The organism is Micromonospora profundi (assembly GCF_011927785.1).
Lineage (GTDB): Bacteria > Actinomycetota > Actinomycetes > Mycobacteriales > Micromonosporaceae > Micromonospora > Micromonospora profundi.
The window spans coordinates 6,106,881-6,119,369 of sequence record NZ_JAATJK010000001.1 but is presented as its reverse complement, the minus strand read 5'-3'; the positions used below and the strand labels follow the sequence as shown (position 1 = coordinate 6,119,369).

The 12,489-nt window shown below is 69.5% G+C and carries 14 protein-coding genes; 11 read left to right on the top strand and 3 right to left on the bottom strand.

The genetic code is table 11. The features are described 5' to 3' along the window. Nucleotides 1-37: 37 nt before the first annotated feature. On the bottom strand, nt 38-580 hold the full coding sequence (locus F4558_RS27380; RefSeq protein ID WP_053652301.1) for a YbhB/YbcL family Raf kinase inhibitor-like protein: 543 nt from the start codon (nt 578-580) through the stop codon (nt 38-40). A 142-nt stretch (nt 581-722) separates the two neighbouring features. Between F4558_RS27380 and F4558_RS27375 the strand changes: the two genes are divergently transcribed. From F4558_RS27375 to F4558_RS27360, 4 genes are all read left to right on the top strand, one after another. Beyond that, nucleotides 723-878, top strand: coding sequence for a hypothetical protein (locus F4558_RS27375; RefSeq protein ID WP_157552129.1), 156 nt, complete (start codon nt 723-725; stop codon nt 876-878). A gap of 47 nt (nt 879-925) precedes the next feature. Next, entirely contained in the window at nt 926-1,429 is a 504-nt protein-coding gene (locus F4558_RS27370) for a helix-turn-helix domain-containing protein (RefSeq protein WP_167946554.1), read from the top strand. Between the two features lie 599 nt (nt 1,430-2,028). Beyond that, entirely contained in the window at nt 2,029-2,457 is a 429-nt protein-coding gene (locus tag F4558_RS27365; protein ID WP_167946552.1) for a hypothetical protein, read from the top strand. 175 nt (nt 2,458-2,632) lie between these two features. Further along, nucleotides 2,633-2,932, top strand: coding sequence for a hypothetical protein (locus F4558_RS27360; RefSeq protein ID WP_167946550.1), 300 nt, complete (start codon nt 2,633-2,635; stop codon nt 2,930-2,932). 75 nt (nt 2,933-3,007) lie between these two features. On the opposite strand, the gene F4558_RS27355 is transcribed toward F4558_RS27360, so the two are convergent. Together F4558_RS27355 and F4558_RS27350 are read right to left on the bottom strand one after the other, a co-directional pair. Continuing rightward, a complete protein-coding gene (locus tag F4558_RS27355; RefSeq protein WP_167946548.1) occupies nt 3,008-3,712 on the bottom strand; it encodes an HAD family hydrolase in 705 nt (234 codons plus the stop codon). Then, a complete protein-coding gene (locus tag F4558_RS27350) occupies nt 3,709-4,575 on the bottom strand; it encodes a GntR family transcriptional regulator (RefSeq protein WP_167946546.1) in 867 nt (288 codons plus the stop codon). The genes F4558_RS27355 and F4558_RS27350 overlap by 4 nt, the downstream gene beginning before the upstream one ends. 405 nt (nt 4,576-4,980) lie before the next feature. Between F4558_RS27350 and F4558_RS27345 the strand changes: the two genes are divergently transcribed. From F4558_RS27345 to F4558_RS27315, 7 genes are all read left to right on the top strand, one after another. Continuing rightward, complete coding sequence (locus F4558_RS27345) at nt 4,981-5,226, top strand: DUF6284 family protein (protein ID WP_167946544.1); 246 nt, start codon at nt 4,981-4,983, stop codon at nt 5,224-5,226. After that, complete coding sequence (locus F4558_RS27340; RefSeq protein ID WP_167946542.1) at nt 5,226-5,600, top strand: RRQRL motif-containing zinc-binding protein; 375 nt, start codon at nt 5,226-5,228, stop codon at nt 5,598-5,600. Before F4558_RS27345 ends, F4558_RS27340 begins: the two co-directional genes overlap by 1 nt. Continuing rightward, nucleotides 5,597-6,397 (top strand): ABC transporter permease, encoded by an 801-nt coding sequence (locus tag F4558_RS27335; protein WP_167946540.1) that lies wholly within the window; start codon nt 5,597-5,599, stop codon nt 6,395-6,397. The genes F4558_RS27340 and F4558_RS27335 overlap by 4 nt, the downstream gene beginning before the upstream one ends. 90 nt (nt 6,398-6,487) lie before the next feature. After that, nucleotides 6,488-8,695: a cell division protein FtsK gene (locus F4558_RS27330; protein ID WP_167946538.1), complete on the top strand. Its 2,208-nt coding sequence runs from the start codon at nt 6,488-6,490 to the stop codon at nt 8,693-8,695. Between the two features lie 386 nt (nt 8,696-9,081). Further along, nucleotides 9,082-9,381: a hypothetical protein gene (locus tag F4558_RS27325; RefSeq protein ID WP_167946536.1), complete on the top strand. Its 300-nt coding sequence runs from the start codon at nt 9,082-9,084 to the stop codon at nt 9,379-9,381. A gap of 182 nt (nt 9,382-9,563) precedes the next feature. Then, nucleotides 9,564-10,466 (top strand): bifunctional DNA primase/polymerase, encoded by a 903-nt coding sequence (locus tag F4558_RS27320; protein WP_312877451.1) that lies wholly within the window; start codon nt 9,564-9,566, stop codon nt 10,464-10,466. Beyond that, nucleotides 10,463-12,061: a YfjI family protein gene (locus F4558_RS27315; protein WP_167946534.1), complete on the top strand. Its 1,599-nt coding sequence runs from the start codon at nt 10,463-10,465 to the stop codon at nt 12,059-12,061. The genes F4558_RS27320 and F4558_RS27315 overlap by 4 nt, the downstream gene beginning before the upstream one ends. Nucleotides 12,062-12,489: the final 428 nt, after the last annotated feature.

Below are 12,489 nucleotides of genomic sequence, written 5' to 3'. Positions count from 1 at the left end.
ACAGGAACTGCAAGATCGCGGGGGAGGTGGGCTGGGGTTACTCCTTGACCTGGTACGTCGGGCGGATCACCGCTCGGGCCAGGGTGTGGAAGGTCAGGTTGAAGCCGACGTAGGCCGGGCTGGCATCCGGGGTCAGATCGAGCCGGTCCACGTCCACGGCGTGCACTGCGAAGACGTATCGATGCGGGCGGTCACCGGGCGGTGGCGCCGCACCGCCGTAGCCCTGCTCGCCGTAGTCGTTACGGACGGAGAACGCCCCGCCGAGGTCGGTGCCCGCCGCGCCGCCTGCGCCGCTGGGCAGCTGCGTCACGTCGACCGGTACGTTCACCAGCACCCAGTGCCAGAAACCGCTGCCGGTCGGCGCGTCCGGGTCGTAACAGGTCACCGCGAAGCTCTTGGTTTCGGCGGGGAAATCCGACCAGGTCAGCTGCGGAGAGACGTTGTCACCCCCCGTGCTGCCGTGCGCGTGCCGGGCGTCCATCGGCTCGCCGTTTTGCACGTCGTCACTGGTCAGCGTGAACGAGGGCACCGTCGGCAGCAGCTCGTACGGGTCCGGGGCGATCGGTCGTTCCAGGGTCATCAGGACGCGTCCTTCCGGTGCGGGCAGTTCCTGCCCCTTCATACCCCGTTCGGCGGCTGCCGACGACCGGATGGGCCCTGCCGGCCACAGAACTAGTGAGGGAAAATACTGTTGCCGCCACAATGTTCCACAGGGATACCTTATGGCATCAATATGGCGTGATTTCCTGATCGCCGTCGTCACCGCGCTCCGCAAGCCGGACGAGCGGTCGCTCGCCGAGGAGCGTCGTCGCGCTGTCGAACGACTGGCCGACGAGACGATCCGGAAGCACCAGCCGCCCGCCGACCCACCCGAGTAGCGGTCCAACGAGTTGCGTTTTTAGCGTTTGCGGCACATGCTTCATCTATGGTGACGACGGGTGGAGACCTGCTGACCACGGGCCAGGCTGCGAAGCTGCTGGGGTCGTCGCGCCAGCAGGTGGTCAACCTCTGCGAGCGTGGAGACCTGCCGTTCGTGAAGGTCGGCATGCATCGGAGGATTGAGCGCAGCCAGGTTGAGGCGATGCTGCGCCCCAAGCCTGAGCTGACTCGCGATCAACTCAAGTCACTGTGGCTGCACCAGGCGGTGGCGGGCAATTTGGTTACCGACCCGGACGCGGTACTGGGCAAGGCCAGGGAAAATCTCGATCGGCTCCTCCGGCAACACCGGGACACCATGACCGAGGTGTGGCTGAAGCGCTGGGAAATCACGATCGAAGAGGGCGTCGGAGCCGTTCTCAAGAAGCTGACCTCGGATGATCCGGAAGCTGTGGAGCTACGACAGAACTCACCTTTCGCCGGGGTCCTGTCACAGTCGCAGCGCAAGAAGGTCCTTGAGTCGTTCACGCGCACCGGTTGGAAACGCCCCTGACCGGCATCTACGCGGTTAGAGGCGCATGGCTTCCGAAGGCGGAGGGTGTGGGATTCGAACCCACGAAGACATCGCTGCCTTACCGGTTTTCAAGACCACCTCTAGCACGTCGCTGACCAGCGAGAACAGGAACGTTACGCGGCAGGATGCCGCTCATTTGCCGCGCCGCGCTCTGCTGCCGCTGACGTCGCGTGCGCCCGAGCCAGCCTGACCACCACGACCGGGAGGGATGCCTGCCGGACGAGCATGAGGTTGGCCAACCCGTTAGCCAACCCGTTGCCGCGTCGTAGGCAAGCACGATCGCCCACCGGGAAGCTCCCCCGAGCAATAGAAGTGTTCAACGCGGTGACGGAGATTTCTAGACGTCCGGCGCGACACGCCGAGCACTAAGTGACCACGGACACGAAACCGCGCGGCTCAAGGTGGCTGTTTGTCCAGATATGGGAGCAAAAGAGCACTTTGGTTTGTAGCATAGAGAACGTTTGACGACACCAATACGTCATGCATGGCGCACGAGTTAGAGGCATTGGAAGAGTCGGCTCGCGTTCTCGACTGCGCTCTGTGTTACCGTCACCCGGACACAAGACGCAGGAGGAACGGTGGCCAACTTCCAGGTCTTTACCAGGCGAATGGTGCCTCTGGTCAAGCAGCCGGCCGTCACGATCCAGAAGCGTGGAAACATGTCTGTCAACCGCGCTGCGTTCGTGGCTCTGGGCGAACCCCAGGCGGTAGAGCTGTTGTACGACCCGGCGGAAAACATCGTGGGGTTTCGCGCGGTCCCGACGGACACGGAACACGCATACCCGATGCGTCCGCAAGGCCAGAAGGAGGACGGCCCCTACATCGTCGCGGGCATGGCCTTCACCAAGTACTACGGCATCGACACCACAATCTCCCGCCGGTGGCCAGCAACGATGCAGGACGACGTCCTCTGCATCGATCTGAAGCAGGAGGGAACGGTTGTCACGAGCAACCGCGGCCGCTCGACCGACGTGGAGGAGGTCGAAGCCCAAGGAAAGCTCATCTAGCTTGGCTGACGTTGTCGGCCGCTTGGGTGACAGCTCACCCCTCAGTGCTTCGGTGACCGGAGTTCACACGGTCACGGTCGCCTAAAGAGCGGTGACCCCCTGCGGGAACAGGGGGCCACCGTATGCGACCTCGCTCCATAGCCGGCAAAGCTCATGAAGTAGGAGGCGCCCTAGTATGGGCACAGTACCTGGCAAGAAGCCACCCGCAGGTCAAGTCGATGGCGACAATCACGGTGTCGTTGAGGTTGTCCGCGACGATCCTGAGACGACTGCCATGCCCAACCCTGAGGCGCAGTACGTTGTCCGAACGACGATGCTCGTCGCTGGCGCTGCCATCGGCGTCATCCTGGCAATCACCGTGCTGAGCGCTTGGAAGGATACCGGCGCAGTCGCCAATGTGGCCATCACCGCTATCAGCGCCATCGTAGGAGCGGCAATCGGAGTCGCCGCCCTTGAGGTGCAAAGGCGCAAGTAGTCAGGGCAGACCACCGGCCGACACCCGTCTGACATGCAGGGGTGCCGGCCGGTGGGTCTGATGTTCCGCCCATGCTCATGTATTGGCTGCTTTGATGCGCTCCAGTAGAGCACGAGCCAATGCGTCCATGCTGGTGATCACAATGTCCGCCCTGGCCCGCCTAAACACGTCGACCTTGGAGGGCCGGTTCGCGTAACCGATCACCCGTACCCCGGCGGCTCGCGCCCCCTCGATGTCCGACAGGGAATCGCCGACGAGGACACAGCGGCCCGGTGATTCGCCAAGCGCGTGCACGGCTTGCAGGATCGGTTCCGGGTTGGGCTTCATGCGCTCTGGGTCGGCGTACGCCCGGCCGACCACCGGCGATACGTGTCCGGCGAGCCGGTGCGCTGCCAGGTAGGCGTTTACCGCCCCGGCCGAGTTGTTGCTGACCGCCGCCACCGACATCCCGGCTTGCCTGGCAGCCACGATGACCTCTCGGCCATACGGCGTTGGCTCGGCAGTCTCGACGGCCCGGCGCTCGGCCACGCAGAGCGCATCCTCCAATGCCCGCGTAATTCCTTGGTCGCCTGCCGCGTTGGTGCGGCGCAGTACCTCAAGCGGGTCGGGCTCGCCGGCAAGGTCCGGCGGCACATCGATACCGCGCCGCCTCAACAAGTCGACCAACTCAGCAGCAACCTGCGGCGCTGGATAACCGGAAAAGATGCTGCACACAGGCCCGTCGAAGTCGAGCAGCACCGCACCGACCTCGTCGAGCAGCCGGCCCAGGTCGGAGTTCATCCGTCGTACCGGTAGGCGATGGTCGACCACACTGAGTCGAACCACTGGCGGGACGCCTCCACGAACTGCGTTCCGTGGGAGGCGTCATCGTCGGTCACCGCGTAGTGGAACAGCGGCACGTCCTTCCCCATCAGGTCATAGATGGCCATGGGCTCACCTTTGATCGACACGGTGCGCTCAACGACCGGGTAGAAGCCGTAGAAGACCTCCTCGCCGTTCAGGATGTAGAGCTTGAACAGCGGGGACGCCCGATGCAGTCGCACATCAACGGTGGCCGACCGGATGAGCCCGAGGTCGCCCAGTTCGCCAACCTGATCGATGATGCCGTCTGCGGCCCGGCGGGTGATCCGTTCCGCGCGTTCGCGTACTGCTGGGTCGTCTGCCTGCGTCTCGGCCCGCGACGGCAGCGCCATCGGTACGGCCATGTCGGAGATCAGGACCCGCACGGCGATCGTCTCCGGCGCGAGCCGGCCCACGCGCACCTTGTCGAGCGCTTCGGCGAGCGCGTCGCGCAGCGTCTCTCCGGAGAAGCCGGCGAAGTCGATGGTGACGTGAGGTCGGTCGAATGACGCTTCGATGTGTGGTCGCAGCTCAACCGCTCGCTGTGTCTGCGCGCGGACGAACGCGCCGCTGCCCTGCCGGGACACGATTAGCCGCTCGGCCCGGAGCAGGTCCAATGCTCGCTTGACCGTTTCTCGCGCCACGCCGTAGCGGGTGGCTAGCTCGGGCTGCGAAGGCAGCTTGTCGCCGGGGGCGAGGCGACGCGTGAGGATGGCCGCCCGCAGCTTGTTCGCGATCTGCTGTGAGGCCTGTTTGGGGTCGTCGGGATCCAGTTCGCCGAGGAAGTCAAGATTCTCGCTCACCCGCTCACGGTAGCGCTGACTAGCCAAGTTAGGAAAGTTCGCCGCGCCCTCTTGACCTGACTAGCCAAGCCGGCCTACGTTCATCTCGTTGCACCTGGCTAGCCAGGTGCGGCAAGCCGAGCGGAAGCCGGGGAAGGTGGCGCATTGCGCTGCGCATGCCCACGGGCCGGTCGTGTGGTCGTTCATTGAGAACTTCACAGCAGAAGCGCCGCGTAGATCCGTCTGCGGCATCCCCGCCTTGAGCCACGCGGTGGTCGACCCCGGTAGATCCCGGGCGAGCGGGGCGAGCGGGCCGGATCTGGCGCGCGGTTGCTTCTGCCCCTCGAACCTGTTTCGCCCGGGGTGCGGCCGTTCTGGTCGCACCCCGGGTTTCCCCCACTTCATCAACTCACCGGAGGTTCCCCCGTGCGCACGCACCTTGCCCCCGTCACCACCGAGCCGACCGCTGCCGACCTGGCCGCGATCGAAGCGGAGTGGCCGCTGATCGCGGCTGAGCTGGACCTGTTGGACGCCGAGATCACGTTGCTCTACGCCGAGGACCACGGCGGACCGACCGTGCTGGACTGGCGGCGGTTGCGCCGGGCCGAGGCCCGCGTCACCCGCGCCGCCACCGAGATGACCGCCCGGACCGACCCGCGCCGCGCGGCCTGATGGCTCGCATCCGCGCCGCCTACTTCGATCCGGACGGCGCGCGGTATGGCATCCCCACCTACTGGTGGCAGGGTGCCCCGCCCGGCTACGCCACCCGCCGCCAACTGACCGCCGCCGGCCTACGCCCCGGCGGCCAGCCGATCGCCGCTCAGATCCTCTGGCGCGGCGTTGGCGGCACCCGTACCGCCTACCTGTACCGCCTCGACCTGGCCGCGCCGAAGCGCACCGCGACTCCCGCGCAGCGCGCCGCGATCGGCAAGGCCCTCACCGCCCGCCGCACCTGCCCGACCTGCCACACGATCCGGCCCTACTTCATCCCGCGCTCGCTGGGCGAATGCCTCGCGTGCGCCTTTCCCCAGGAGGACGCAGCATGACCGCCCCCACCATCAACGGCACCCGCTACCCCCAACCCATCGAAGACCTGGTGCCCGCCGCCCGCGCGCTGGACCTGCCGGACGGGGAGGTGTTCCCGTCGCGGAACCGGCTCATGCGGGAGTTCCGCATCGGCGCCCCGAAGGCCGGCGAACTGCTCGCGCTGCTCAAGACCACGCCCGCCGCCCCGCCGACCGACACTACCGAGGCGGCCACCCCGGACCCGGCACCCGCGCCGGCCGCACCCGAGGCCGCGCCGCCTGTCGTACCGGACCCGACGCCCGCCCCAGAGATCACGCCGCCGACGCCGCCGGCCGAGGTCGCGCCGGTCAGTCGCCCGGACACGCCCGCCCCGCCCGCGCCACCCGCGCCGCCCCGGTCGGCGGTGGTGTGGCCGGTGGTGCTGCTGGCGCTCCCGGCGTTCGTCGCCATCTGGTCCGGGTGGGTCGGGCTGGGCGGACTCACCGGGTTCGGCATCGTGCACCCGCTACCGGGCATCTGGGACAGCTTCTCCATCAACTCGGCGATCACCCTGCCGATCGGGGTGGAGACGTACGGCGCGTACGCGCTCTACGTGTGGCTGTCCGGTCGGGTGCCCGAGCGGGCACGCCGGTTCGCCAAGTGGTCCGCCCTCGGCTCCCTCGCCATCGGCGCGCTCGGCCAGGTCGCCTACCACCTGTTGGAGGCGGCCGGGGTCACCTCGGCCCCGTGGTGGATCACCACCGCCGTGGCCTGCCTCCCGGTAGCGGTGCTCGGCATGGGCGCAGCCCTCGCGCACCTCGTCCGCACTCACGACTAGTTCCGCCCGGCGGCGCGGCCCCTGGCTTCCCAACCTGCGCCGCGCCGCCGGCCCCCTACCGATCTCCCGACCGTTGGAGGAACCCCCATCATGACTGCCCCTGATGAGAACCGTTTCGACTGGCAGGCCGCAGAGAACGACCTGACCGACCCGAGCGCCGGCCCGGATGCCGAGGTGGTCGACCTGGACGACGCCCGCGCCCGACGGGTGCCCCGCCCCCGCCCGCCGGCCGACCCCGACGACACCGAGCAGGACGACGCCGAGACGGTCGATGACGGGCCGGAACGCCTCGGCGGGTTGGTCGACACGGCCGAGGACATCCCGCCGGACGTGTTGGCCCGGCAACGGGAGCGCCGGCCGATCCTGGCCGAGTGGGCGCGCTCATGGCGCGGCCTACGCGCGGCGGCCCGGCACCAATCGAAGGATGCCGGCTACGTCACCGCCTACCACGCCGTGCGCCTGCCGAAATACGCGGCGAAAACCCTTGTGTGGGCACCCGTTGGCCTGTTCCGCGGCCTCGGCCGGGCGGTGCACTGGGCCAGCGCCGAAGAAGGCAACTGGCACCTACGGCAGGCCGCCGCGACGCGCGGTGAGGCCGACGTGTGGCTCAAGCTCGACGCCCGCCGGCAGCGCCAAAGCGTGTGGCGGTGGTGGGTACTGGCCGCCGGTGCCGGCGCGACCGTCGCCGGGGCGATCGTCCTCACCGTGGGTCCGCCGTGGTGGCGCTACGCCGCCCTCGCCGTGGTGGTGCCGCTGCTGGCCACCCTCGGCCGACCGGCGGACAAGCCACTCACCGACCGGGTCACCGAAGGCACCCGCTACCGCAAGCTCACCGCCGACCTCGTGCGCCGGGCGCTCACGTCGCTGCAACTGTCGGCGATCAACAGCGCGGTTGCCAAGGACCCGAAGGCGATCAGCTTCCCGTTAGACATTCACCGCGACGGCCCCGGCCACCTCGCGGTGGTCGACCTGCCGTATGGGGTGGAGGCCGCCGAGGTGGTCGCCCGGCGCGGTCGGCTGGCCTCGGCGATGCGGCTGCCGCTGGATCAGGTGTGGCCCGAACCGGCACCTGGCCACACCGGCCGGCTGGCGTTGTGGGTCGGCTACGAACCGGCGTCGCAGATGAAGCAACCCGCGTGGCCGCTGCTGTCCGACTCGGCGAAGGTGGACGTGTTCAAGGCGTTCCCGTTCGCCACCACCCCGCGCCTGGACACGGTTGCGGTGGACCTGATGTTCCGCAACTACCTCTTCGGCGGCCAGCCCGGCAGCGGGAAGACGTTCGCGCTGCGGGATCTGATCCTCGCCGCCGCCCTCGACGCCCGCACCGAGATTCGCGGGTACGAGTTGAAGGGTGTTGGGGACTTCGCGGTGCTTGAGCCGGTCATGGCCGAGTACGGCAACGGCTTCGATGACGACACCCTCGCCCGCTGCTTCGCCTTCATCGAGTGGCTGTACGAAGAGTGCCGCCGCCGGTCCAAGCGCATCGAGCACTACGCCCGGTTGGGCAAGGCACCCGAGAACAAGGTCACGCCCGAGCTGGCCAGCCTCAAGGGGTCGGGGCTTCACCCCCTGGTGGCGTGGTTCGATGAGCTGCAAGAACTGATGACCAGCAAGTACGGCAAAGAAGCCGGCGAAATCTTGGAAAAGGTCATCAAGCTCGGCCGGGCGCTCGGGGTGATCATCCTGATCGGGACGCAGATCCCCGACAAGGACAGCTTGCCGACCGGCATCACCCGCAACGTCAACTCCCGGTTCTGCCTGTCCGTGGCTGACCAGACGGCCAACGACATGATTCTCGGGACGTCGGCGTACAAGAACGGCTACCGGGCGACCGTGTTTCAGCCGGTGGCCGAGGCCGGGTGGGGCATCCTGCGCGGGTTCGGCGCGAAGGCGTCGGCGGTGCGCTCGTTCTACGTCGACACCACCGCCGCCGCCCGCATCGTCGCCCGCGCCGTAGCCCTGCGCACGAACGCGGGGACGCTGCCGAAGCTGGACGAGCAGACCCGCGACGTCGCCCCGATCGCCGACGTCCTCGGCGACCTCGCGCGGATCTGGCCGGGCGATGAGAAGGCCGTGTGGAACGAGACGCTGTGCGCGCTGCTGGCCGAGCTGCGACCCGACGTCTACGGCGGGTGGGAGGCCGCGCAGCTCACCACCGCGCTCAAGCCGCACCCGCTGGTGAAGGTTGGCGACGTCGGGCGGCGCATCGACGGCAAGGCCACCACCCGACGCGGCATCAAGCACCCCGACCTACTCGCCGCGATCGCGGAGCGTGACCGCAAGCGGTCCGCCGGCTAACCACTCCGGGGGTGCTAGCGCTAGCGGCCCGACCTGCTAGCGCTAGCACCCCCGCTAGCACCCCATCCGAATCATGAGCTGCGACCTAGCAGATAGCAGCTCACGGCCCCGTGCACCCAAAAACCGGCCCCGGAGGCACCTGTGGACCCCCACCTGACCGCCGCTATCACCCTCGCCACGATTCCCGCCCTGATCACGCTCGGTTACGCCGGGCTGTGCTGGGTCAAGCCCGTCAAAACCTGCCAGCGGTGCGCCGGCACCGGCCACATCACCACCCGCGTCCTGCGCCGCCCGCGCCCTTGCCGACGCTGCGACCGAGGCCACCGACTGCGCACCGGACGACGCGTCTACAACCACTTCCACCGCCTGCGGGCCGAGGCCAACCGATGAACCGCCGCACCCGCGACGGGCACACCGACTGGTGCGGCAAGGACCACCGCTGCGGCCTCGGCGAACACCGATCCGACGAAATCGTGGTCGACGTCGCCACCCGCTCCCGCGCCGTCCTCGTGAGGGTGCGGACAGCGACCGGCCGGGAGCACGCCGAGGTGCGCGTCAGGGTCGCGCTCGCCCCGACCGAGGTGGCCGCGCGCCGGCAGTTGGTCGGGCTGCTCGGCGACCTGCGGCACGCCGTCACCCGCGCCGCGATCGCGGCCCGGCCGCGACCCGGGCGGGCCGCGCGGTGACCGGCGGGCGGTGCGGCCACTGGATCGGCAGCGACCGCCGCTACTGCCACACCCCGGAAAACCTGCGCCCGTACCTGCAAGGGCTGCGCTGCCCCGCCCACACGCCCGCCGCGCTGGCGGGGCAGCCCGAACCCCCATCGACACCACGGCACCCGTTCACCAGCAAGGAAGGGAGGCACCCTGTGCCGACCACCGACCTGCTCACCGCCGCGCTCGCGCACGCCGCACGCGGCTGGCACATCTTCCCGCTACGCCCCGACGACAAGCGACCCGCTTTCCCCGACCACCCCGCCGACCAGTGCACCGGCCGCGACCCGCGCTGCTGCACCGGCCACGTCGGGTGGGAGCCCCGCGCCACCACCGACCCCGACCGCATCCGCCGAGCCTGGACGGCCCGGCCCTACGGCATCGGGTTGGCCTGCGGCCCGTCGCGGCTTGTCGTGGTCGACCTCGATCGACCCAAGGGCGACACCGCCGGGCCGACCGGGCTGGACACTCTCGCCGAGCTGGCCGCCGCACACCCTGCCGTCATCGAACCGACGTACACCGTGACCACCGGGCGAGGCGGCACCCACCTCTACTACCGCCACCCCGACGACGGGCCGCCGCTGCGCAACACGGCCGGCACGCTCGGCCCGCTGGTCGACACCCGCGCCAACGGCGGTTACGTGGTCGCGGCCGGCAGCACCGTGGCCGGTCGGCCCTACCGGGTCGACCTGGATACCGACCCCGCGCCGCTACCAGGCTGGCTGGCCGCCCGGTTGATTCCGGCGCCGCTTCCGCCGCAGCGGCCGGTGGTGGTGTCGCTGCCGACCGACCGCAGCGGCGCGTACGTACGGGCCGCGATCAACCGAGAAGCCGACCGGGTAACCACCGCGCCGGCAGGGGAGCGCAACAGGGCGCTCTACATCGCTGCCGTGGCGCTCGGGCAACTCACGGCCGGTGGGTCGCTCACCGACGCGGACGCGTCGGGAGTGCTGGAACAAGCCGCAGCGTCTGCCGGGTTGAGCAGCGTCGAGACGGCGCGCACCATCCGATCCGGGCTGGCCGCCGGCAGCAAGCGACCCCGGCAGGTGGCCGCATGAGCGCCGCCCGACTGCACCTGGTCACCGACCACCCCGACGCTGCCGACCCGGCAGCCGCGGGCGGCCCGTTGTGGGATGTTCCAGTGCCCCTGACCGGCCCGACCACCGCGCCGCCGCCGTTCCCGGTCGACGTGTTCCCCGCCTGGCTGGGCGACATGGTGACCGGCGTCGCCCGCTTCACCCAGACCGACCCGGCCATGGCCGGCACCCTCGCCGTAGCCGTGCTCTCCGCGTGCGCGGGTGGCCGGCTAGAAGTCGAACCGGTCGGCGGGTGGCGAGAGCCCGTGAACGTCTTCGCCGCCGTCATCGCCGGACCCGGCGAACGGAAGTCACCCGTACACAGAGCCATGACCGCGCCACTGTTCGCCGCTCAATCGACGCTCGGTGAGGCGATGCGACCTCGGATCGCGGAAGCGGCGGCGCTGCGGGATATCGCCGACCGGCACGCCGAACAGGCCAAGACCCAAGCCGCGAAAGCCAGCGACCCGGGCAAGCGCGACGAGGCCGCCGCCGAGGCGGTAGCCGCCGCGATCGCGGCCGAGGCGATCACCGTTCCCGGCCTGCCCCGGCTGATCGTCGATGACGCCACCCCGGAGGCGTTGATCGGCCTGATGGCCGCGAACGGCGGACGGATGGCGATCATCAGCGATGAAGGCGGGATCTTCGACACCCTCGCCGGTCGGTACTCCGGTGCCCCGAACCTTGACCCCTACCTGAAAGGTCATGCGGGGCAGCCGATGAGCAACGAACGGCAGACCCGCGAGGGTGCCTCGGTCGACAAACCCGCGCTGACGGTGTGCGTGATGGCGCAACCGACCGTGCTGCGGAAATTCGGCGGGAACGCCGACCTCGCCGGGCGCGGCCTGCCGGCCCGGTTCCTGTTCGCCCTACCCCGATCCCTCGCCGGATACCGGCTGGTCGACACCGAGCCGGTGCCCGAGCAGGTGACCGCCGGCTACCGGCACCGGGTGCACGACCTGGCCGCCACCCTCGCCGAGTGGGAAGACCCCGCCGTGGTCACCCTCACCCCGGAAGCGGGGCGGGTGCGGCTGGCCGCCGCTCAGGAGGTGGAGGCGCAGCTACGCCCCGGCGGGACGCTGCACGACATGCGGGAGTGGGGCAACAAGCTGTCCGGCGCAACGCTGCGGCTGGCCGGGTTGCTGCACGTCGCCCACCACCCCGCCGACGCGTGGCGACGCCCCATCGACGCCGACCGCATGGCCGACGCGGTGAGGCTGGCTGAGTTCTTCGCCGCGCACTACCGGGCCGCCCTGACCACGATCGGCAGCGACACCGCGATGGAGAACGCCCGCTACGTGCTCGGGGTGCTCACCACCAAGGGCATGACCACCTTCACCCGCCGGGAGGCGCACCGCCGGGTAGCCCGCAAGCTGCCAAAATCCGAAGAGGTCACCGCCGTGCTCAACGAGCTGATCGCCCTCGGGTGGGTCCGCAACGGGCCGGACGGCCGCTACGAGCTGCACCCCCGCGCCGCCGGAGAGGACCCCGGAAACGCTGACACGCTGACAATCGCCCCGCCCGGCGACGTTTCCGCAGCTCAGAGCATCCGAGAAGGTGTCAGCGGTCCGTGCTGACAGGCGCTGACAGGCGCTGACAATCCTTGCCGACGCCCGCGAAGTGTCAGCGCTGTCAGCGCCTGTCAGCGCACCCCGCTGACAGCTTTGCACCCTCATTGAACTGCGGAAACGTCACTAGCAAGCCCTGCTGTCAGCGTGTCAGCGTTTCCCGGCCTCCCATCGCCACCTGCCGACATCGACCGCCGGCCCACAACCCCCCGGAAACGGCCCGCTGAGAGCCCCTGAGAGCGCTAGGCCCTATGCCTTGCCCCAGTCCTGCCCAGATCTTGCCTCTACGGCGCTCTCAGCGGACCGCCCTGCGCCGTCCTGCCGCACTGCCGCCCTGACCCTCCACAGGCGACCGGCATCGACCAGAAGGCGCTCACCGCGCCAATCAGCCCGCAAGGCAACCCCGCTGAAACAGCCGCAGCGCTGACCACCACCGC